18 protein-coding genes are annotated in these 20768 nt (G+C 70.9%); 8 read left to right on the plus strand and 10 right to left on the minus strand.

Annotated elements, in window-relative coordinates; genetic code table 11:
* The first annotated feature begins 269 nt into the window (after positions 1 to 269).
* Positions 270 to 1379 (plus strand): threonine synthase, encoded by a 1110-nt coding sequence (locus ACFUPX_RS36960; protein ID WP_383332776.1) that lies wholly within the window; start codon positions 270 to 272, stop codon positions 1377 to 1379.
* Here ACFUPX_RS36960 and ACFUPX_RS36965 read toward each other — a convergent pair.
* Entirely contained in the window at positions 1373 to 1834 is a 462-nt protein-coding gene (locus ACFUPX_RS36965; RefSeq protein WP_383332778.1) for a MarR family winged helix-turn-helix transcriptional regulator, read from the minus strand. The genes ACFUPX_RS36960 and ACFUPX_RS36965 overlap by 7 nt on opposite strands.
* A gap of 22 nt (positions 1835 to 1856) precedes the next feature.
* Here ACFUPX_RS36965 and ACFUPX_RS36970 point away from each other — a divergent pair, with 22 nt between their 5' ends.
* The 3 genes from ACFUPX_RS36970 to fxsT all read left to right on the plus strand — a co-directional run bounded on the left by ACFUPX_RS36970 (position 1857) and on the right by fxsT (position 8038).
* Positions 1857 to 2093, plus strand: coding sequence for a hypothetical protein (locus ACFUPX_RS36970; protein WP_383332780.1), 237 nt, complete (start codon positions 1857 to 1859; stop codon positions 2091 to 2093).
* 309 nt (positions 2094 to 2402) lie between these two features.
* A complete protein-coding gene (locus ACFUPX_RS36975; protein WP_383332782.1) occupies positions 2403 to 3854 on the plus strand; it encodes a hypothetical protein in 1452 nt (483 codons plus the stop codon).
* A gap of 281 nt (positions 3855 to 4135) precedes the next feature.
* Positions 4136 to 8038: an FxSxx-COOH system tetratricopeptide repeat protein gene (gene fxsT, locus ACFUPX_RS36980; RefSeq protein ID WP_383332784.1), complete on the plus strand. Its 3903-nt coding sequence runs from the start codon at positions 4136 to 4138 to the stop codon at positions 8036 to 8038.
* A 48-nt stretch (positions 8039 to 8086) separates the two neighbouring features.
* Here the strand turns inward: fxsT and ACFUPX_RS36985 are convergent, their stop codons facing one another.
* From ACFUPX_RS36985 to ACFUPX_RS37015, 7 genes are all read right to left on the minus strand, one after another.
* Complete coding sequence (locus ACFUPX_RS36985) at positions 8087 to 9988, minus strand: HEXXH motif domain-containing protein (RefSeq protein ID WP_383332786.1); 1902 nt, start codon at positions 9986 to 9988, stop codon at positions 8087 to 8089.
* 65 nt (positions 9989 to 10053) lie between these two features.
* Complete coding sequence (locus tag ACFUPX_RS36990; RefSeq protein WP_344521467.1) at positions 10054 to 10218, minus strand: hypothetical protein; 165 nt, start codon at positions 10216 to 10218, stop codon at positions 10054 to 10056.
* Positions 10219 to 10342: 124 nt separating this feature from the next.
* On the minus strand, positions 10343 to 11413 hold the full coding sequence (locus ACFUPX_RS36995; protein WP_383332788.1) for a trypsin-like peptidase domain-containing protein: 1071 nt from the start codon (positions 11411 to 11413) through the stop codon (positions 10343 to 10345).
* 11 nt (positions 11414 to 11424) lie between these two features.
* Entirely contained in the window at positions 11425 to 11733 is a 309-nt protein-coding gene (locus ACFUPX_RS37000; protein WP_383332790.1) for a trypco2 family protein, read from the minus strand.
* Positions 11734 to 11834: 101 nt separating this feature from the next.
* Positions 11835 to 12242, minus strand: a complete 408-nt coding sequence (locus ACFUPX_RS37005) for a rodlin (RefSeq protein WP_383332792.1) — start codon at positions 12240 to 12242, stop codon at positions 11835 to 11837.
* 111 nt (positions 12243 to 12353) lie between these two features.
* A complete protein-coding gene (locus ACFUPX_RS37010; protein ID WP_383332794.1) occupies positions 12354 to 13289 on the minus strand; it encodes an LCP family protein in 936 nt (311 codons plus the stop codon).
* 598 nt (positions 13290 to 13887) lie between these two features.
* Entirely contained in the window at positions 13888 to 14298 is a 411-nt protein-coding gene (locus ACFUPX_RS37015) for a rodlin (protein WP_383332796.1), read from the minus strand.
* Between the two features lie 205 nt (positions 14299 to 14503).
* Here ACFUPX_RS37015 and ACFUPX_RS37020 point away from each other — a divergent pair, with 205 nt between their 5' ends.
* The 3 genes from ACFUPX_RS37020 to ACFUPX_RS37030 all read left to right on the plus strand — a co-directional run bounded on the left by ACFUPX_RS37020 (position 14504) and on the right by ACFUPX_RS37030 (position 16396).
* Entirely contained in the window at positions 14504 to 14914 is a 411-nt protein-coding gene (locus ACFUPX_RS37020) for a rodlin (RefSeq protein ID WP_383332798.1), read from the plus strand.
* Positions 14915 to 15122: 208 nt separating this feature from the next.
* A complete protein-coding gene (locus tag ACFUPX_RS37025) occupies positions 15123 to 15380 on the plus strand; it encodes a chaplin (protein WP_383332800.1) in 258 nt (85 codons plus the stop codon).
* A gap of 95 nt (positions 15381 to 15475) precedes the next feature.
* Entirely contained in the window at positions 15476 to 16396 is a 921-nt protein-coding gene (locus ACFUPX_RS37030; protein ID WP_383332802.1) for a chaplin family protein, read from the plus strand.
* A 243-nt stretch (positions 16397 to 16639) separates the two neighbouring features.
* Here ACFUPX_RS37030 and ACFUPX_RS37035 read toward each other — a convergent pair whose 3' ends face one another.
* Both ACFUPX_RS37035 and ACFUPX_RS37040 read right to left on the minus strand, forming a co-directional pair.
* Positions 16640 to 17905 carry an NAD(P)-binding domain-containing protein gene (locus ACFUPX_RS37035; RefSeq protein WP_383332804.1) on the minus strand — a complete coding sequence of 422 codons (1266 nt, stop codon included), beginning with the start codon at positions 17903 to 17905 and terminating at the stop codon, positions 16640 to 16642.
* On the minus strand, positions 17905 to 19281 hold the full coding sequence (locus ACFUPX_RS37040) for an ATP-grasp domain-containing protein (protein WP_383332806.1): 1377 nt from the start codon (positions 19279 to 19281) through the stop codon (positions 17905 to 17907). The genes ACFUPX_RS37035 and ACFUPX_RS37040 overlap by 1 nt, the downstream gene beginning before the upstream one ends.
* 129 nt (positions 19282 to 19410) lie before the next feature.
* Between ACFUPX_RS37040 and ACFUPX_RS37045 the strand changes: the two genes are divergently transcribed.
* Positions 19411 to 20655 (plus strand): glycosyl hydrolase, encoded by a 1245-nt coding sequence (locus tag ACFUPX_RS37045; RefSeq protein ID WP_383332808.1) that lies wholly within the window; start codon positions 19411 to 19413, stop codon positions 20653 to 20655.
* The last annotated feature ends 113 nt before the right edge of the window (positions 20656 to 20768 follow it).

The following is a 20768-nucleotide window of genomic DNA, read 5'->3' on the forward strand; positions in this document are numbered from 1 at the left end:
CTGAGGGGTCCTCCTCAATAGGTGGTGCGCTGGTGGGGGATGGTGCCAGTGGTTCCGGTGATTCCGGTGGTTCCAGTGGTTCCAGTGGTGCCCCGCACACGAAGACGAAAGGCAGGGACATGTCAAGCAACATGCCTACTTTTGCCTTCGTCGGGACGAAAGATTGGCGGATCCATAGGAAACTCACAAGGGTCAGGACCGGCCGTAACACGACCGCCACGCACCCGCCATGACACATCGGTCCCAATCGCCCCAACTAGCCTGCGCACATGACAGCCTTGCCGGATTGTTTCTGCCCCAGCGACGGAACGCGGGTCCCCGCGGGCACCCTCGCCTGGTGCTGCCCTGTCTGCCGCGGCCCGCTCGACCTGGACTTCTCCCCCAATCCCGCGTCGCTGAAGGCCCTTAGCGGAAGGGTCAATTCCCTGTGGCGGTACGCGGAGTCACTTCCGCTGCCCGCGCCCGCCTTCTCGCTCGGTGAGGGCCGCACACCGCTCGTACCGCTGGATGGCGCGATCTCGGCCAAGCTCGACTTCCTGATGCCGACGCTCTCCTTCAAGGACCGCGGCGCGGTCATGCTCGCCGCGCTCGCGACCCGGCTCGCCCCGCAGCGGGTGATCGCCGACAGCAGCGGCAACGCGGGCACCGCGATCGCCGCGTACTGCGCGCGGGCCCAACTGGCCTGCACGGTGTACGTCCCGGAGGGCACGTCCCCCAAGAAGCTGGAGCAGATCGGCGCGCACGGGGCGCGTCTCGAAGTCGTCCCCGGAGACCGCGAGCAGACGGCACGCACGGCGCGGGCCGCGGCCGACGAACCCGGCACCTTCTACGCCTCGCACGTCCACAATCCCTACTTCCTCCAGGGCACCAAGACGTACGTCCATGAGCTCTGGGAGGACCTGGGCGGCCGCCTGCCGGACGCGCTCGTCGTGCCCGTGGGCAACGGCACCCTGCTGCTCGGCGCGGCCCTCGCGGTGCGGGAGCTGCACGCGGCGGGCCTGATCGCGAAGGCACCCGCGCTGTACGCCGTGCAGGCCGCCGCGGTCGCCCCGCTGGCCGATGCGTGGCGCGAGGGCGCCGACGAGCCCCTGGGCACCACCCCGATGGCGCCCACGCTCGCGGAGGGCATCGCGATTCCCCGGCCGCCCCGGGCACGGCAGATCCTCCGGGCGGTACGCGGCTCCGGCGGCGGTTTCCTGACGGTCACGGAGGACCAGATCCGGCACGCGCAACTGGACCTGGCGGGGCGCGGTTTGTACGTCGAGGCGACCGGGGTCGCGTGCTGGGCCGCCGTACGGGACGGCGCACTCGGGGAGCGCACGGCCGTGGTGCCGCTGTGCGGAGCGGGTCTGAAATCCGGACTCGCGAGCGCTCAGTGACTGTCCCGCGTCGAGTCGAGTAGGGCGGCGCACCGCCCGAGCAGCCCCTCCAGGGCGGCCCGCTCCTCCTCGGTGAACTCCGCGGCCAGCGCCCGCTCGACGCGTACGGCCGCGCCGTCCGCCTCGGCCATGACCGCCTCGCCCTGCTCGGTGAGGCGGGTCTCCAGGATGTTGCGGTGCCACTCGTGGGGCGTGCGCCCGATGAGGCCGCGCTCCTGGAGGTTCTTCAGGACGGTGTTCATGGTGGGCGGCGTGACCCCGCAGAGCCGGGCCAGCGCGGCGGCGGAGATGCCGGGCTTCTCGCTGAGGTGGAGCAGCGCCGCGTACTGCGGGACGGTGAGCCCGGCCGGCTTCAGCGCGGCGTGCTTGGCCGCGTTGAGGGCCTGCTCGGCGCGCTTGATGTGGAAGCCGAGGCGCTCGGACGCGGGCCTGACGGACAGCGTCCGAGCCGCCATCTACCGTGTCAATCCCGCGCAGTTGGACCGGGCCGCCGGGCACGGCCGACGCGGCGAGCTCACCGCACACATCGACCTGGACGACAGCCTCGAACCGCGCCCGGCCGGCACCCTCACGCTCAACGGCATCGTGGCCGACACGTCGGGCCAGCACCTCTTCACCGTCGACATGACCGGCGGCGACCTCTACCGGATCGACGTCCCGACCGGCGCGGTGCGCAAAGTAAGGGCGGGCCGATGGGGCCGGGGACGCCGGTGACGCCGTTCTCGGTGGCGTAAGTCGACGGGATCTGAGCGAGGGGCAGGGGAAGGAACCGGGAGACGATGACTCCGCTGTGTGAACTGTTCGGCATAGCAGGGCAGTTGACGGACAACGACTGAGGGTCACAGCTGCGTCCCGCGAATGGCCGGACGTCTGCCCTGAGCCGAACTGTGGCCGTACGCTTGGCGGCACCATCGATACGACGGTGCCGCACCATCGACGCATGAGTGCTGCCTGCTGACTGCTGGTGGCGATCGGGAGGTCACGGGGGTGGAAGGGCGCAGCCCTGCGAGGGTTCGCAACGAATTGGTCGCCGACATCGTCGACGTACTGCAGGAATCGAGCATGGTGCGGCAGGAGAACAGCGCCGACCTATGGGTACGCATGCTGGGCGACGAGCTGCAGTCCCCCGTGGAAACCCTGCGCAACGCGCCCCTGCGGCCCTGGCTGCTGCACCTGGTGGAGCGCTGTGCGCAGGTACCCGACGGACTGCCGTGTCTGGTGCGCTGCCTGCAGTATCTGGAGCAGCGGTCCTCCGCCGTTCTGTCGCTGCTGCGGCTGGTGGACGAATGGGAGGCCGTGGAGTTCTTCGACGGCACCGACCTCCACCCCTTGCAGCCGATCCTGCGGGACATGCGCTCGTCGGCGGGGCTCGCCACGCTGGCCCGGCGCGCCAGCCGCTCACGCACCCAGGAATTGCCCGCGTGGTGCGACACGGGGTGGGCAGTCTTCCTACGACTGGCCGGCGACAACACCGCCGCGAAGGAACTCCCCGTCAGCATGGCGTTCCTGGCCCTTGCCGCCGAACGGCTCGTGGAGGAAGGACAGATGGAGGCTGCGGAGGACCTGCGTCGCTGGAACCGCCAGATGGCCAGGACGTGGGGTCTTGAGGACCAGATCGCCGACTGGCAGCGCAGCGGCATGGTCCAGCAGGCGCCGCCGCCCATGGTGCCCGCCTATCTGATGATCCAGTTCGAGCCCGACGGGGTGGACCCGGACCGCTATTTCCTCTCCCACTGGCGGCAGTCGGACGCCGAGGGCTGGCATCCCGTACCGGGCGAGACCCTGCACCTGCACCGCGACGAACTGCCCGCCGAGGTCGAGGTGCTCATCGAGCAGACCGAGGAGCGGTGGGCGGACCTGCGGCAACCGGTCGTCCTGGAATTCATCCTCCCGTGGGAACTCCTGGGCGAGCCGGTGGAGTGGTGGCACAAGGAGTCGACGTCCCCCTCTCCCATCCCCCTGGTGATGGACTACGCCGTGCTGATCCGCAGCTTCGAGCGCCTGCGCAAGGCCGCCTGGCACCGCCCCTGGCACAAGAAGTGGCGCCAGCTCAAGGAGCAGCCCGCCGACAGCCATTCGTACTTCAATCCTCCCGGCCAGTCGCACTTCCACCTGGAGCGCGAGCTGAAGGAGGACGACCACGCGGTCTGCCTGGTGCTGAGCCAGCCTCCGGGTACGGACTCTCCGGGTAGCCACCAGGAGTTCATGGCGGGGCTGCGGGCGGGGGTGCCCGCGATGATCTGGCACCGGGGCGACTGCGCGGATCCCGCCTTCAAGGAAGCGGTTGCCGAGATGGTCCAGGACCGTGGCCTGTCCAGCCTGGTGACGCGCGCGGGGAACTGGCGCAAGGAGGCGCTGGCGCTGGGACCCGAGGGCTGGGACAGCCACGTGGGACGCCATCTGGCGATCCTGATAGACGATCCGGAACGCAGACCCGGGCCGCCCGGCCCCGACCGTGCGCCGGTGACGAGGTGAACGGGCCGGCCGGGCGCAGGTCCGTGCGCCTCCCGCTGACGGCGAGAGGCGGTGCCGCGCCATGAACCGGCAGGCCTCCGCCGCCGTGCGGCCGTGCGTGACCCGCTCTCCCGGAGGCGCGACTTCCAGCACGATTTCCGTGCGCCCCGTCCCGTGCCGCCGTACCCCCTTGCTTGCAGTGCGGGCGCGCTGTCACGCTGCGCTTGTGGACGTCACGCACGCCCGCGCTCTGCGGGACTCCGCACAACTGTCCTGGCCGCCACGACGCCTTGAGGGCGCATATGCATGACGACCGAGGGCAGCGGACGGGACCGGCTACGCGGGCACGGCGTGAGGCCGCGTCCGTTCTCGGCCGGCTCGGCCGTGCCAGGCCCGGCCAGTCGGGCGGTCAGGAGCGCGCCGAAGCGGTCCTCGTCATCGACGCTCACCTGACGATGAAGGTGTGGGACCAGACGGTCGACGACCTGGTCGACGAGCTGGACCGCGAAGGGGACTTGGCGCGCGTACGCGTACTGCGCCTGCGCGGCACCGACGAGACCGACCCCGCCCGGGTGGGGCCCGAGGAACCGCTGGGCAGCGCCGCGGGTGGCCTGCGCCGCGTGATCCTCGTACTGACCGACGGTCTGGCGGCCGGCTGGCGCTCGGGCGCCGTCATGCCCCTGCTGCGCGCCTGGGGGCGCACCTGCCCGGTCGCCGTGGTCCACGTGCTCCCCCAGCAGCTGTGGTTCCGCACGGGCCTGGACGTCTGCCGGGTGCGGCTGCGCGCCGCCCACGCCTGGGCGGCCAACAGCGAGCTCGACTGGGAGCTGCGCGAGGCCCCGGTGGAGTCGCACGACCCGCAGGAGCCCGAGGCCGAGGGCGACGCGGTCCTCGTGCCGGTCCTGGCGCTCACCAACCGCTGGGCCGAGGCCTGGACCCGGCTCGTCATGGGGCCGGACCCGCGGTGGCTCGAGATGTCCGCCGTCCGGGCGCGCGCATGGAAGCGCAGGCCCGACGCGGCGCGCGCCCTGCCCTGGACGGACGACGTCCCGGACCCGCGCAGCAGGGTGCCGGGACCGGAGCGCGTGTCGGACTTCCGCGCCGGAGCCTCGCCCACGGCCTTCACGCTGGCGACGCGCTTGGCCGCCGTCCCCCTGAGCATCCCCCTCATCCGCAAGGTCGTGGAGACCACCCCGGGAGCGGGCCCGGTGCACGCGTCGGAGCTGCTGATGAGCGGCCTCGTCCGGCCCAGTGGGGCGGGGGGCGACGACCTCACCGACGTGGCGTTCTCCTTCGCCCCCGACATCCGCGAGGAACTGCTCGCCCTGGGCCGCCGCAGCGACACGGCACGGATCCTGCACGACGTACGCGCGTTATTGGCGGACGGTACGCAGACCCCCTCGCCGCTCCCCTCCCCCGCCGAACCCCTGGACACCCTGGCCATGCCCCGGGTGAACAGTCGCAACATCGGTTTCCTGCGCGTGGAACTCGCCGCGCTGAGAGCACTCTCCGGTCGTTTCATGCAGCGCGCCGCCCTGCTGGCAGGCGTACTTGGCTGGCACGATCGTCGATACGCAGTCAGCCTGGAGAAAAGCGGTGGAACCCCCGTCTCTCGGCCCGTCCTTGAAGGAGCCTCGGTGATGTCGACTACGCCTCAGCAAACGGTGGAGGGGGACCGCACATCACTGCCGCGCGTCTGGGGAAACCTGCCGCCCCGCAACCCCAATTTCACCGGCCGCGCGGAGCTTCTCGAAGTGCTCGGCGAGCGTCTGCGGGAAGGCACGACCACGGTCCTGCCCGAGGCCATCCACGGCATGGGCGGCGTGGGCAAGACGCAGCTCGCGATCGAGTACGCGTATCGCCATCAGGGCGACTACGACATCGTTTGGTGGATCCCCTCCGAGCGGCCGGGCCAGATCGGTCAGGCCCTGGTGGAGCTGGCCGGGCGCCTGGGCCTGGAGACCAGCACCGAGGCGAACATCGCGGGGCCCGCGGTGCGTGAGGCGCTGCGCGAGGGCCGCCCCTTCTCGCGCTGGCTGCTGATCTTCGACAACGCGGACAACCCCGAGCAGGTACGCCACTACTTCCCCACCGGGGGCAACGGCACGATCCTGGTCACCTCCCGCAACAGGCGGTGGGGTCTGGTCGGCGGCTCACTCGAGGTGGACGTCTTCACCCGCGAGGAGAGCAAGGAGCTGCTGCGCCACTCCGGGCCGCCCCTCCAGGAGGATGAGGCCGACCGGCTCGCCGAGGCGCTGGGCGACCTGCCGCTGGCCCTGGAGCAGGCCGCCGCGTGGCGCGCGGAGACGGGCATGCCCGCGTCCGAGTATCTGCGCCTCTTCGAGAGCAAGCGCACCGAGCTCCTGGAGACGTCCCCGCCCCCGGACTACCAACTGCCGGTCGCGGCGGCCTGGAACGTATCCCTCGACCACCTGGAGACCCGCAGCCCCTCGGCCCTGCGGCTGCTCCAGCTCTGCTCGTACTTCGCCCCGGACCCGATCTCGCGGTCCATCTTCTCCGGCCTCGGGAACAGCAGCATCTTCCCCGAGCTCGACGCGACGCTGAACGACCCGATGCGGCTCGCCCGCGCCATAAGGGAAGTGAACCGCTACTCCCTGGCCCGCATCGACCACCGTACGAACTCCATCGAGATGCACCGCCTGGTCCAGCTCGTCCTGAACAACCGCATGACGCCCGAGGAACAGTCGCGGATGCGTCACGGCGCCCACACGCTGCTGGCCGCCGCCGACCCCAAGTCTCCGGTGTCACCGGCCAACTGGCCCCGGTACGCGGAGCTGTACAGCCACGTCATCGCCTCGGACGCGGTCAAGTCGGACCAGCCATGGGTGCGCCAGCTCGTCCTGAACGTCGCCGAGTACCTCTACCGCTGGGGCGACCACGACGTGGCGATCGACTTCTCCGAGCGGGCCTGGGCGACCTGGCGGGACGTCTTCGGCGAGGAGGACCAGATGACGCTCCTCATGGGGCAGAAGCTGGGCTTCTTCTACTGGAGCGTCGGCCGCCACCGCGAGGCGGCGGACCTCGTGGCCGAGATCAGGGCGATCTACGAGCGCACGGCCCCGGCCGATGGTGAGGACTCCCGGGAGGACGCCCTGGACGCGATGAACCTGGAGGCGGCCGTGCGCCGCGTCGAAGGCGACTTCGCGCTCGGCGCCGAGCTGGACCGCACGGTGTACGAGCGGGCCCACAGGGCCTTCGGCGAAGAGGACCCGACCACCCTGAACACCGCCCACAACCTCGCGGTGAGCCTGCGCCTGATGGGAAGGAACCGCGAGGCGTTCGAACTCACCCAGCAGACGCTGCCGTTGAGGCTGCGCATCCTCGGCCAGGACCATCAGCAGACACTGCAAACCGAGGACAACTTCGCCATCGACATGCGCGAGACAGGGGACTACGTCGGCGCGCGGGCCCGCCAGGAAGCCGTCATGCTCGCCTACCGCGAGGTCTTCGGCCGCGGCAACCCCGCCACCATCGGCACGGTGCGCCAGCTCAGCGAGGCCTGCCGCAAGGAGGGCGACCACGCCAGGTCCCTGGAGCTGGCCCTCGACGCCAGCTCGCGCTTCACCCGCCGGTACGGCGACAACCACCCCCAGTCCCTTTCCGCAGCCCTGACCCTGTCCATCGCACTGCGCGAGAACGGCGACCTGCAAGCGGCGCGGGAACGGGGCGTCAAGGCCTGCCAGGGGTATCGCGACGTCTTCAACCCCACCCACCCGCACGTGATGGCCGCCGACATCGATCTTGCCGTGACGTTGCGTCTGCTCGGCCAGCCGGACGAGGCGCGCCGGCTCGACGAAGCGGCGCTGTCCCTTCTCAACGAACGGCTGGGCCCGCGCCACCCCATCGCCCTGGCCGGAGCCATCAACCTGGCCAGCGATCTGGCGGCGCTCGGCGACCACGAGGCGGCCCGCACGCTCGGCGAGCAGACCCTGGAGCGCTGCCACACCACGCTCGGCGAGGACCACCCCACCACGCTGGCCTGCGCGGTCAACCTGGCGATGGACCTCGATGCGCTGGGCGAGGAGGCCGAAGGAGCCACTCTGCGGGCCGACACCATCGCGCGGATGGAGCGCGTGCTCGACGAGCCCAGGCTCCGTTCGGAACCTGCCGCTCCCCACCCGGCCACCATGCAGGCCAAGGCGGGGCAGCGGGCCAACTGCGACATCGACCCCGTTCCGCTGTAGTCCCCCGGGGCGGGGGCCACGCTCCCGCCCCGCCAGCTCCCGCCCCGGCTAGCTCTCGCCGAGCCCCAGCCAGGCCGCCAGCTCCACCGGGTCGGCGCCCTGCCCCGTGGCGTGCTCCAGTGCGCCCTGCACGGCGCAGGCCCGCTCAGGGAAGTCACGCAACAGGCGGGACGCGCCCAGGTGCTCCGGCGATCCGGCCAGGGACCGCCCGAGCCCCGCCCATGCGGAGACGGAGAACGGCGCTTCCTTGCCGGTGAGTTGAGCCGTGAAGGCCTCCCGCGCGCCCCTGAGGTCGCCACGCGCCAGGAGGAGGTCGGCGGCGACGGCCCCCTCGACCTCGCCCGGGTCGGCAGCGGGGTCACCCAGGCGGTAGCGGGCCAGGACCGCAGCGGTGTCGAGATAGCGGGTCCGGGCGTCCGGAACGAGCTCGGGCCGCGCGGTGAGCGCCGCGGGCGGCCGTGCCTCGCCACGCCGCCAAGCCCCCACGGCTTCCTCCACGGCGGCGACGGGCGGCCGCAGATGGTGCGCGCGCCAGCGGGCGCGGTGGTCGGCCGCCACTTCCTCGGCCAGTGCGAGCTCGCCGGGCGGCACCGGCTCGGCCATCCACTGGACGCAGCGCCCGCGCAGCGCGCCGAGGAGCCGCCGTCCCAGGGGCGTCAGCTGTTCGTGCCGCTGGACGAGCCGCACGGTGGACGACACCTGCGCCCGCCACAGCGCGAACTCGAAGTGCGCCATCGGGGCCCGCTCGGCGTCGGCCGCATGCCGGTGGACGCGCCAGAACCGGGCGACGCCCGCGAAGGCGTAGATCCCCTGGAGCAGCCCGCTCAGGGGCCGCGGATCGTCCCGCCAGGGAGCGTAGAAGAGCTGCTCGCGTCCGTCCCGCGAGGCCGGTGGCGTACTCAGCGGCCCCAGGTGGATCAGTCCGCCCAGCTTGGTGTGCTGGAACTCGTGCACCAGCGTGGCGGCGAGCTGCGCGACGTCGTCCGGCCGTGACGCCATGACGCCGCCGAACGCGTCCCCGGCCGTGACGCTGTGGGGCCGATACCTCTCTCTGGCCGGTGTGGGGGCCAGCGACATCAGGCCGACCCGCATCGCCTCCGCGCTCTCCGGCTCGTCGCGCCGCAGGATCTCCCACGCGTCGGTGATCAGGTCCTGCCAGGTCCGCGCCTCGTCGGCGGACAGGAGGCGGGGCGGGCTGGGGTGCGGGAAGGTCCGGTAGGGGTCCAACTCGTCGAGCGCCAGCACCTTTCCGGACCCCGCGCCGCCCGAGCCGCCGAGATCGCCCGAGCCGCCCGTCCCGTCAAGGTCGAGGCGCCGCACCGCGTGCCAGCCCGGCGCGGCCCCGGACCACTGGGGCCCGGCCGTCACCGTCTCCCGGCCACGGGTGATCCGCAGCCGCCCCTCCCCCGCCTCGACCTGCGCCGTACCCCACGGCTCCACGAAGTCGGCACCGTCCGCGAACACCGCGCAGCCCAGGGTGGGCAGCGGCACCCGCCCGTGGCGCACCGGGACGGTGAGGGAGAAGCCGAGGCCCGCCCGTGCTCCGGCTGCGGCGGCCAGCGCCGACAGGTGGCCCACGACCACCCACAGGGGCGCGTCCTCGTAGGCCGTCGCCCCGCGCATCCTGCGCAGGGCGAGCGAGAGCCACATGCCGGTGTGCGGGCACATCAGGATGTCCTCGAACGCCTGGGGCGCGTGCCGTTGGACGCGCCCGAGCAGCGCCCAGGCATCCCGGTGCGACAAGGGGTCGGCCCCCGCGGGCTGCGGCGGATCGCCCTCGCTCAGGCCGTCGGCCAGGGCCCGCAGAAGCAGCAGGCGGCGGCTGCGCTCGGCGGTGAGGAGCTCCTCCACGGCCGCTCTGCCGCCCTCGCCCCGCGCGAGCGCGAGGACGCTGGGCGCCGAGAGCCGGTGGAACGTCAGGCCTTCGGCCGCCGTGCGGCTATCCGCCATGGGTGCTCCACGGCGCGGCTGCGGCTTCGACCGCCCCAGCCGTCGCTCCCGCCGCGAAAGGCGCGTCAGTCGAAGCGCGAGGGGCTGTACGACATCGTGACGGCGCGGGCATCGTCGATGTGGCGCAGCAAGGGCTCCAGCGACCCCGCGATGGCGCTGCCGTCCATGGAGAGCAGCGCTTCAAGAGAAACCCCCGAGAGATCTACGAGATCGGACTCGACGGCAGGCATCGATTGCTCCACGGCTGCCAAGTCCCCTCCCGTGATTCCGTGCATGCGCCATCCCTTTCCCCCTCATGATGACCCAGCACCGCACGCTGCGAAACCCCGCATCCGAGCCGTGCCCGACATCAAGTCAGCAGCGTCGCTTGGCCAGTTGGGCCGCCTCGCGGTCGACGCGGGCCACCTCCGCAGACTGCCCCTCCAGCAGTCGAACAGTCTCCAGAAGCTGATCGAGTGTGCCCCGGTAGCTCAGACAGGTGCGCACGATGCCGTAGATGTCCATCTTGAGCCGGGAGTCCCTCGGCCGGTTCGCGGCGATCTCCGCGTCGATGCTGGCGAGCACCAGAGCCAGGCCGTTCGCGTCTTTGAGCGAAGGAACCTCCACCAATGCGTCGACCAGCCCCATGAGTTCACGCAGCGGCAGGTCAGAGGGGAGAGCGGCGAGGCTCGCGGGGGCCGTCGGACCCGCCGGATCCACCGCGGAACCGAGCCCTCCACGCACCGGAAGCCCCGCGTCCCGATGGAGCCGCGCCAGCTCCTGGTCCGTCAGGACGTCGTACCAGTGCTCCACCCTGCTGGCCGCGAGCCGCCCCAGTCCGTCCGAGCGGTGGTGGGCGCTGATCACACCGATCACGGCGCCGCCGGACCAGACCACCGCGCCGGACATGCCCTCCCAGGGCGAGCGCCCGGGTTCGGGGTCCGCGCGCGGCGCGAGAACGGCCAGTTCGAGTGTGCCCTCACGGCGGTTGGACAGCGCGGAGACGGTCCCCGACGCATGGCAGGAGTCGCGGTACTGACCGGGAGCGCCGTCGTCGAGAAGGCGCATGGTGTCGTCCCGCAGCTTGAAGCGGGGAAAGCCCATCGCGCTGACGGTCAGCACCACGTCGCTGTCGGGCACGGCCGCGTAGCGGGGCGTCCCGATGCCTCCGGCACTCGGTGGCGGCGGCGTCACGATCTCCAGGAGCGCGATGTCCGCGGCCTCGACGAGCAGCACGACGCGTACGTCCGCGCTCCACTCCCCCGGCAGATCGGCGTCGAAGCGCACCCGGACCGACACCACGGGGCCGCCGACCACATGTGCGGCCGTCAGCACGGACCTGTCCCCCACGCGGTAGCCGGACCCGCGCCTGCCGGGCGCTCCGTCCGGCCTCTCCACCAGTACTTCGGCGACCCGCGCCGCCTCAAGACCCCCTGACCCCGGCATGGCTGCCGTGCTCAGCGCTCGCGCGGGCTCTGGTCGCCACCGACCCAGGGCCGCTGACCTGAGCCGTGGACACTGGGCTCCAGGCTGAGGGTGACGCGGTGGGTGGTGCTGTGCGCCTGCTGGCCGGAGGCGCCTGCCTCGACGACCCAGAAGCGGATCCTGCCGTCCGCGGTGCCCGACCGCTGCACGGTGAACTCCGCTTCCAGCTGTACGGGACCCAGTTCGAAGCGCAGCGCGTCGTCCTCGGGGTCCTTCGCCGCGGCCATGGCGGCGGCGAGTTCTCCACGTAACTGCGCGATCATCTCGGCGAGTTCAATCACGCCGAGCCCCTACCCCCGGCGTGTCGCCCCCACACGGTGGAGGCGACACGGGGGAAGCCGACGGGGCCGGCCGGCACGACGGCCGGCCCCTGAAAGGCTTCTCAGCCGTTGCCGGCGCCGTTGCCCGACAGGACCGGGATGTCGGAGAGGATGTGCGAGAGCGGCTCGTCGCCCTTGGCCTGCGTCGAGTTCTCGGTGCACTGCTGGTTCTGCGGCGCCGAGAGGACCGGGATGTCCTGGACGGCGATCGGCACGAGGCCGACCAGCGAGCCGACGTTGGCCTTGACCGGCAGACCGACACAGGGCTTGTTCAGCGAACCCTGGACGAGGGTGAGCTGGGGGCTCTGGTTGCCGGCGGTGGCGGAGTTGCCGAACGCGGTCTCGGCTCCGTTGCCGCTCAGGGACGTGGTGCCCGAGTCGTCACCGATCGCCAGAGCCTGGGGGGCCATCCCCGCCGAGATACCGGCGACGGAGGCGGCAATGGCCGCGGATGCCAGGAGCTTCTTCATTTTAATTCCCTTCAAGAGCGGGCTCCGTTGGCAGAGCCGCGCGATGATGAACTGCCTGATCGGTCGATGGTTGCGACTTCCGACCCGGTTGGCCCAGTAATCAGACGGCCGTCAACGGCAGTCCAGCGTGTCCCCGCGAACGGTCGCGGGGCTGCCGAACCGCGGCGGATCGCTCAGCTTGGCCGTCGAGTTCCGCGGGGTCAGCGCACGGTCCTCGCCGAGGGCCCTGAAGACCTTGTCGGCCTTGGCCCTGTCCCACTCCAGCGAGCCGTTCAGCGTCGTACTGAAACCGCTGACCGGCACCGTGGTGAACTCCATGGACGACGCGGGGATCTTGCCCAGGTCCTGTGCGAGCGTCAGGATCTGCTCGGTGCTGAACCCCCGGTCGACCTGCGCCGAGCCGATGAGCGACCGGCTCAGCCGCGCCGCCCTGACCGGGTCGGCCAGCACGTTCTCCTTGCGTACGCTGCGCAGCGCGGCGACCAGGAAGCGCTGCTGGCGCTGGATCCGCCCGAAGTCGGCGCTCGTGTCCACGTGGCGGGAGCGCACGTACTGCAAGGACCTGCCGCCGTCCAGCAGGTGGCTGCCGGGCGCGAGGTCGAGCTTCGTCGTCCTGTCCTTGAGGGCGCGGGAGGTGCAGACCCGCACGCCGCCGACCGTCTCGACGCTGTCCATGAAGCGCCGGAAGTCGAGCTGCAGATACCGGTCGATGCGTACGCCGGTCATTTCCTCGACCGTCCGGACGGAGAGTGCGGGGCCGCCTTCGGCATAAGCGCCGTTGATCTTCCCCGGGTGCGCCGCGCGCTCTTCCCCCGTGACCTCGTCGCGGTGCGCCGGAATGTCGGCGTAGGAATCCCTGGGGAGGCTGACGACACTGACGCGGTCCCGCGCCCGGGAGACATGGACCAGCATGAGCGTGTCCGTGCAGTTGCAGGCGACTCCGCCCGCGTGGAATTTCTGCTTCTCCGCGCGGGAGATGGTGTCGCGGCCGTCCGTCCCCATCAGGAGGATATTCGTACCGCTTCCCTCGTCCGGTCGATTCTTCATGTCGCTGAAGACGTCGACTCGTTGGACGGGCAACGGCAGCGCCGTGGCATTTCCCATTCCGGCGGCGGCAGCGATCAGAAGGACCCCCGGAATGGCGAGGCGCAGCCTTCGGGACCGCCGGGATCCGGTCGGTGAGTAGAGGTGAGTGAGCAAGCTGATCTCCGCTGCGGGGGAACCGGGGCGAAGAAAAGGTAAACCGCTTGACGGCACCGCGACACGCGGCACTTCGCGGCGCGCACGAACAACAACTCGTTCGCCCTAAGCCGTCGGTTTCGCCGGATTCGACCGCTGGAACAGATGGCTCGACACACGCCCGTCGACGGCGAGGGAACATGGCTGACTTCAAGCAGCAATGGAACCGGCAGGGCCTCATCCCCGAGAGCAGAGATTCTCCGGAACGACGCGTCGAAGATCCTCTCTACACGTCGTTGCGGGATTCCTGGGAGCGGCAGGGGAAGACCGTTCCCGGCAGGCCCGACCCCGAGTGGCAGGAGCTCATGTCACGCGATCACTGGCCACGGGGCTGACGCACGGACGGAGTTGCACGCGACAGCGGGCCGCCGGTGGACGGCGGCCCGCTGTGCGATGCGTGGGGAGATCAGCTGTTGCCCGCTCCGTTGCCCGAGAGGACCGGGATGTCGGAGAGGATGTGCGAGAGCGGCTCGTCGCCCTTGGCCTGCGTGGAGTTCTCCACGCACTGCTGGTTCTGCGGCGCCGACAGGATCGGGATGTCCTGGACGGCGATCGGCACGAGGCCGACCAGGGAGCCGACGTTGGCCTTGGCCGGGAGGCCGATGCAGGGCTTGTTCAGCGAACCCTGGATGAGCGCCATCTGCGGGCTCATGTTGCCGTACGTGGCGGAGTTGCCGTACGCCTGCTTGGCGCCGTTGCCGCTGAGAGACGTGGTGCCGTGGTCGTCACCGATGGCCATCGCCGACGGTGCTGCGGCGGCCGACATGCCGACGACGGAGACGGCAACCGCAGCTGCAGCCATACCCTTCTTGATCACAACTAATTCCCTTCTGGAGAAACCCCGTTCGCCGGAGCGCTCTGATTAACTCCACGCCCTCCGCTTAGTTGCTGCGCTTCACTCTTATGGCCCAACGTGAGCTCGAAGAGAGCCCAACCGAGTGAATCCCCGAAACCCAAACTCCCGTCGGCAGGTTGGTCAGTGGGCAGTGACTCGAGCGTCTGCCAGAAAAGGAACACACGCAATGATGAAGAAGGCTATGGCCACGGCGGCAGTTGCCGTTTCGGTCGTCGGTATGTCCGCTGCCGCGGCCCCCACCGCGCTCGCCATCGGCGACGACCACGGCACCACGTCCCTGAGCGGCAACGGCGCCGAGCAGGCGTACGGCAACTCCTCGACGCACGGCAACATGAGCCCCCAGCTCTCCCTCGTCCAGGGTTCGCTCAACAAGCCCTGCATCGGCCTGCCGGCCAAGGCCAACGTCGGCTCCCTGGTCGGCCTCGTGCCGATCGCCGTCCAGGACATCCCGATCCTGTCGGCGCCGCAGAACCAGCAGTGCGTGGAGAACTCCACGCAGGCCAAGGGCGACGAGCCGCTCTCGCACATCCTGAACGACATCCCGGTCCTGTCCGGGAACGGCGAGTTCAACGGCTGATCTGCCGATGTGAGGCTGCTCGGGCTGCCTGCCTTTCGCGAGGCCTGGCAGCCCGAGCTCCTGCATTTTTGAATGCGGTAATTCGGGTGAATTTTCTGAACGGTCGAAATCGGCGGTTTCTTCCGTCGGCTCAACTCGTTTGCAGACTGCGGGTCATGGTGCGAGACGTAAACAGAAGTACTCGCTCGGTTTCGACTGCCAGATCGGCATGACCACAGAGAAGGGAACATCTGTGAAGCACAAGAAGAGCGCAACGATCATCGCCGGTGTCGTGATGGCCATGAGCATGGCGGCCCCCGCGTTCGCCGACGCCGGCGCCGAGGGTGCGGCCGTCGGTTCGCCGGGCGTTCTCTCCGGCAACGTCGTCCAGGTCCCGGTCCACGTCCCGGTCAACCTGTGCGGCAACAGCGTGGACGTCATCGCGCTGCTGAACCCGGCCTTCGGCAACACCTGCGCCAACGTCTGATAGCACCCAGCCACCAGGCTGATTCATGGCCGGCCTTGGACTGTCGCTCCGACTCCAAGGCCGGCTTTCCACTTGCTCAGAGAAGGACAACTACATTGCGACAGGTCATTGGTAAAGGGATCCTCGCGACCGCGGCCGCGACCAGCATCCTCTCCCTGTCCGGCTCGAGCGCGTTCGCCGCGGGCGCGGACGCGGTCGCGACGGATTCACCCGGGATCTTGTCGGGGAACAGCGTGCAGGCCCCCGTCGAGGTGCCGGTGAACGCCTGCGGCAACACCGCGGACGCGGCTGCCGGGCTCAACCCCGCCTTCGGCAACAGCTGCGCGAACGCCGGTTCCTCCCCCAAGGCGCACACGAGCGCTCCGGACCGATCCTCGACGCACGGACGACCGGCCCCCAGGACGGACCACGGGTCGGGCCACGGTTCGGGCCACGGGACCGGCCACGGGTACGGCGACACCTCGGACTCGGACGGCGGGCACCCGGGCGGCCACTCGGGCTCGCACCCGGGCGGGAACCCGGACTCCTACCCCGGCACTCACGCGGGCACCCAGTCGGTGGCCCAGGGCGACGCCACGCACTCGCCCGGCGTCCTCACGGGCAACAACGCGCAAGCGCCCGCCGACGTCCCGGTCAACGCCTGCGGCAACACCGTGGACGTGATCGCCCTGCTGAACCCGGTGTTCGGCAACTCCTGCGCCAACGGAGCGCCCGCGCCGACGCCCCCGCAGCACGAGACGCCTCCGTCGCCCCAGACGCCTCCCCGGGTCGTGCAGCCGCCGACCGACCGCGCCATCCCGCCGGTGAAGCCCGGTCAGCCGCCGCGGCACGTCGATTCCTCGACCTCTCGGCAGGTGTCGTCGCCGGTCGCCGCCCCCGAGGCGCCGCGCCCCGTCGCCCAGCTCGCCGAGACCGGAAGCGACCAGGACCTCATGGCCGCGGCGGCGGCAAGCGCCGCCCTGCTGATCGGCGGAGGGATCCTCTACCGCCGCGGACGCGCCTCGTCGGGCGTCTAGTCGCCGGACAAGCCGCTGGCGGGGAAGAGACACCCGAGGGTCTCTTCCCCGCCAGAACGGAAGGAGGGCCGGCCCGCGAAGGGGGTGTTGCCTACCCACGGCGTGGAGCCGACGGCTGGCGGAGGGCAACAGGCCCGTCCCATGACAGGAGAGTCCACCACCTGATCACCGCCGGCGAAGAACCGATTCACCCGTTCGCCGATGGCATCACCTGATCGTGTTCCCGACGGACGGCGTTTTCACTCAGCGCTTGACGGCGCCCATGGGTGTCCTTCGGCCGAACTCACCGACCGGCGCCGGGACCACGGGTCCCACCGGCCCCCGCCGCAGGCTCCGCCGCACGCCCCGCACCAGCCTCGACGCCGTGAAAGAGGCCCCGTGCACGAAGCGCATCGCCGGGCCGAAGCTGGCCGCCGTCACCAGGCCCGCCAGGAACAGACCGGGGTACGAGGACTCGAAGTCGCCCGAGGCGTACGGCTCCTGGGCGGAGTTCACCGCGAGGCCGCCGCGCAGGTCGGGGGCCAGCAGTCCGAGGCGCGCGCTCGTCGCCCTGAAGCCGGTGGCCGCGATGACATGGTCGGTCTCGAAGTCCGGGCCGCTCGCGCCGCCCACGGTCGCCAGACGCACCCGGCCCTGCGCCACCGAAGCCGTGGCGACCTCGTGGCCGAGCAGCACCTCCACGCGTGACTCGACCCTGTCGCGCACCCACCAGGCTCCCGCGGGGCCGAGCGCCGACGCCGAGATGCGGGCGCGGGTGGCCTCGGGAAGGCGCCGGAAGCCGCCGGGCACTTCGGAGTAGAACCAGTTGCGCCAGCCGCAGCCCAGGCCGCTGTGCGGAGCACGGGCCGACTCACGCCACGGGCGCCTCCACTCCGGGGGCACGTTGTTCCAGCTCAGCTGGTGCGACCTGGCGAGGACCCGTACGCGCGTCCCCTGCTCGGCGAGGAGCGCCGCGGTCTCCAGGGCGGCCTGGCCCCCGCCGATCACCGTGACGTCCTTGCCGCGGAAACGGTCCAGGTTCCGGTGGTGGCTGCTGTGCGAGACGTGCTCGGTGCCGATTCCGTGCAGCGCCGAGGGGATCTCGACGAAGGGGATCACGCCGACGGCCAGGGCCACCGTGCGGCCACGCACGGCCTGGCCGTCCTCCGTGACCGCCTCGAACCCGCCGGGGCAGGCGCTGACCGACGCCACCATGCGCTCGTCGACGTCCGGCACGGCGTGCTGCGCGAACCACAGGCCGTACGACGCGAACGTCTCCACGGAGATCGGTTCGCCGTGCCGCGCGGACATCCCGTTGCGCTTGCAGTACTCGGCCAGGCCGTGGCGCCGCCGCGGGTCGGAGAGGTTCGACGCCCAGGGCTCCGACTTCAGGAACATGCCGCGCGGCATGTGGTCGCGCCAGGAGGCCATGGGTCTGCCGAAGACGCGTACGTCGAGTCCGGCGCCGGCGGCGTGCGACGCGATGGAGAGCCCGTAGGGCCCGGCTCCGACAACCAACAGGTCATACATCAGCAACTGCTCGCTCTCTCGTCATCGATACGGGCGTCGTCGATACGGGCGTCATCGATACGGGCGTCGTCGATACGGGGATCCTCGGCACGGCCCGAGCTCTCGGGCGCGCCCGCCTGGCGCACCATCCGCATCCGCACCTCCTCCCCCGGCGGCCCGGTGGGGCGTGCCGTCCGCCGCAACCGGCCGAGGAGCCGCCGCGTCACGTGCCGGCACCACAGCACCCACATGGCGCGCGCGGGAGCCATGTCGTCCTGGGCGTGCCAGGCCAGCTCGCGGCGGCGCGCGGCGGTGGCGGTGGGGCCCGCCGTCAGCAGGACCCGCAGTGCGGCCAGCGGGGAGTAGTTCTCCACGACGAACGAGCGGCCCGGGAGCACGGCGGCGGCCGGCAGCGGGCGGTGCGTCATGTCCAGGTGCTGGGCGCGCACCACGTCCAGGTCGGCCCCGTCGGCGAAGAGGCGGAACTGGGCGCCGGGCCGCGGGTTGAAGTCGAGCAGGCAGTGCTCGCCCGTCGCGGCGTCCACCCGGAAGTCGAGGTCGAAGATGCCCCGGTAGCCCAGCGTGTCGACCAGCCTGTCCACCGCGGCCCGCAGGCCCGGGTCGGGCGTCCACTCGCCCACCGCCGTCAGGCCCGCCCCGCGCGGCCAGGAGCGGTGCTTGCGGCCGGAGCCGCCGCCGCGTACGGCGCCCGTCCGGTCGGCGTAGCCGTGGACGAACCAGTCGCGGCCGGGGCCGTCCGGCAGGAAGGCCTGCAGCAGGAGGCGGCTGCCCGCCTCCTCACTGCGCCGGTAGAGCTCCTGGGCCTGGCCCGCCGACCGTACGAGGACCGTGCTGCGCAGATCGCTCCCGGCCGGGATCAGCCAGGGGCGGCTCCACTTCGCCACCACGGGCAGCCCCAACCGCCGTACGGCGGACGCCGCTTGGGCCGGGGACTCCGGCAGGAGCGTCACCGGGTGGGGAAGGCCGGCCGAGGCGCAGACGTGGGCCAGCGTCGCCTTGTCGGCCACCCGTTCCGCGAGCCCGCTCGTCTGGTCCGGCAGGAGATAGGACTCGGCCAGTTCTTTCTGCAGCCGCCCGATCGCCAGGGCTCCCGCGTCGTCCATCGGAATGAGTACGGACGGTCTTGCCACCCGGTGGGAAATGCGGCGCAGTACGGCGGAAATCTCCTGGAGAGAAGCGCCCGGCGGCGGCGGAGGGTGCGTCTGGTGAAGATAGCGGGACCTGCCCACCGGGCTCCCCGCACAATCCGCGGACGCTACATGTACCTCCACTCCCGCGCGGCCGAGCGACCGGACAGCTCCGAGAGTGCCGTGATGAAAAGGGTTCCGGTCGATCCGCAGAAGAACCGCGGGGACCCGGGTATCGAGAGTGAGCACCGCCAAATCCTCTCAATTCGATCCCCCATGCGGGCGATGGGCACGCCCAAAGGATTAGGGGCTCGATTGGCGCAATAGGAATACATATGACTGAGTGTCAGTAGTTGAGGAGCAGCATGAGGAGCGGCCATGGTTGTGCAGAGACGCCGGACCACCAGTAGACGGCTGGCATTCGTTGCCGGCGGAATCGTCGTATCGGCAGCACTCGCCGTCGGTCCTGGCTACGCCTGGGGAGCCGGACAGGACCCCGACCCTCCGGTCCAGCTGCCCGGCCTCGCCGGGCTGCCGACACCGGCGCCCGTACCGACCCCCTCCGCGGCCACCCCGGCGGACCCGGCCACCCCGGCCACCCCGGCGGACCCGGCCGTCAAGAAGCCCGCCTTCGGGGCCTACCTCACCTACGGGCCGCAGGGCGTGGAACGCATGGCCGAGCTCAGCAAATGGCTGGGCGGCGCCGAGCTGCGCGTGGGGCACACCTACCTGCCGGGCGACCGGTGGAGCAACATCGAGGGGGCGCCGAACTTCCTGGAGAGCTGGGCGCAGTGGCGGCGAGCGAAGGACGACCGGCTCTTCGTGCTCAACGTCCCCATGCTGGAGCGCAACGAGGACCACGTCGGCGACGCGGAGGTCCGCTCGATGCTGCGCCGGGGCGCAGCGGGCGATTTCGACGAGCATTACCGCGCTCTCGCCGAGCGGCTCGTGAAGCTCGACGTCCCGGACACCGTGGTGGTGCTCGGCTGGGAAATGAATGGCACCACGTACACCCATCGCTGCGGTCCCGACCCGGAGTCCTGGAAGAAGTACTGGAAGCGCATCGTGACGACGATGCGTTCGGTACCGGGCCAGAAGTTCACGTTCGACTTCACGCCGAACCGGGGCCGGGACGCCATTCCCTGGACGGATTGCTATCCGGGCGACGACGTCGTGGACATCGTCGGCATGGACTCGTACGACCAGCCGACGGGAACTGATTTCGCCGAGCAGGTCAGCGAGCCGTACGGCCTGAAACAGCACGTGGAATTCGCGAAGGCCCACGGCAAGGAGATCTCCTATCCGGAATGGGGTCTCTTCCGCAACGGCGACAACGAGGAGTACATGCGGAAAATGCTCGCCTGGATGGACGAGCACAAGCCGCTGTACAACACCGTCACCGACTACTGCCCGCACGGCGTGTGGCAGTGCGAGGACAATCCCAAGTCGTCCAAGGCCTACCGCTCGCTGCTGTTCGGCCGCAAGGACACCGAGCCCACCGCGCCGGAGCCGACGAAGCCCACGACACCGCCGAACTGTTCGCCGCTGAACATGGGCGACTGGGTGGAGCACTGGCTCGGCGGCAAGCTGTGCATGCGGCTCGACTGGTACAAGCGGCCGTAGAACGGAGCGATCAGGACCGTTCCTGGCGTGCCGGGCGCTCCTGGCGTTCCTTGCGCCGACGCAGGAACTCCTTGCCCCGGCTGCGGGCCGCCGCGTCCCATGCGGCGGCCCGC

The sequence above is a fragment of the Streptomyces sp. NPDC057302 genome (assembly GCF_042667685.1).
In the GTDB taxonomy this organism is placed as follows: Bacteria; Actinomycetota; Actinomycetes; order Streptomycetales; family Streptomycetaceae; genus Streptomyces.

What these genes read in the sequence shown, in the direction of transcription:
- ACFUPX_RS36960 (WP_383332776.1), top strand. Translation starts at nt 270, where the DNA reads ATGACAGCCTTGCCGGATTGTTTCTGCCCCAGCGACGGAACGCGGGTC.
- ACFUPX_RS36965 (WP_383332778.1), bottom strand. Translation starts at nt 1,834, where the DNA reads ATGGCGGCTCGGACGCTGTCCGTCAGGCCCGCGTCCGAGCGCCTCGGC.
- fxsT (WP_383332784.1), top strand. Translation starts at nt 4,136, where the DNA reads ATGCATGACGACCGAGGGCAGCGGACGGGACCGGCTACGCGGGCACGG.
- ACFUPX_RS36985 (WP_383332786.1), bottom strand. Translation starts at nt 9,988, where the DNA reads ATGGCGGATAGCCGCACGGCGGCCGAAGGCCTGACGTTCCACCGGCTC.
- ACFUPX_RS36990 (WP_344521467.1), bottom strand. Translation starts at nt 10,218, where the DNA reads ATGCCTGCCGTCGAGTCCGATCTCGTAGATCTCTCGGGGGTTTCTCTT.
- ACFUPX_RS36995 (WP_383332788.1), bottom strand. Translation starts at nt 11,413, where the DNA reads ATGCCGGGGTCAGGGGGTCTTGAGGCGGCGCGGGTCGCCGAAGTACTG.
- ACFUPX_RS37005 (WP_383332792.1), bottom strand. Translation starts at nt 12,242, where the DNA reads ATGAAGAAGCTCCTGGCATCCGCGGCCATTGCCGCCTCCGTCGCCGGT.
- ACFUPX_RS37010 (WP_383332794.1), bottom strand. Translation starts at nt 13,289, where the DNA reads ATGAAGAATCGACCGGACGAGGGAAGCGGTACGAATATCCTCCTGATG.
- ACFUPX_RS37020 (WP_383332798.1), top strand. Translation starts at nt 14,504, where the DNA reads ATGATGAAGAAGGCTATGGCCACGGCGGCAGTTGCCGTTTCGGTCGTC.
- ACFUPX_RS37025 (WP_383332800.1), top strand. Translation starts at nt 15,123, where the DNA reads ATGACCACAGAGAAGGGAACATCTGTGAAGCACAAGAAGAGCGCAACG.
- ACFUPX_RS37035 (WP_383332804.1), bottom strand. Translation starts at nt 17,905, where the DNA reads ATGTATGACCTGTTGGTTGTCGGAGCCGGGCCCTACGGGCTCTCCATC.
- ACFUPX_RS37045 (WP_383332808.1), top strand. Translation starts at nt 19,411, where the DNA reads ATGGTTGTGCAGAGACGCCGGACCACCAGTAGACGGCTGGCATTCGTT.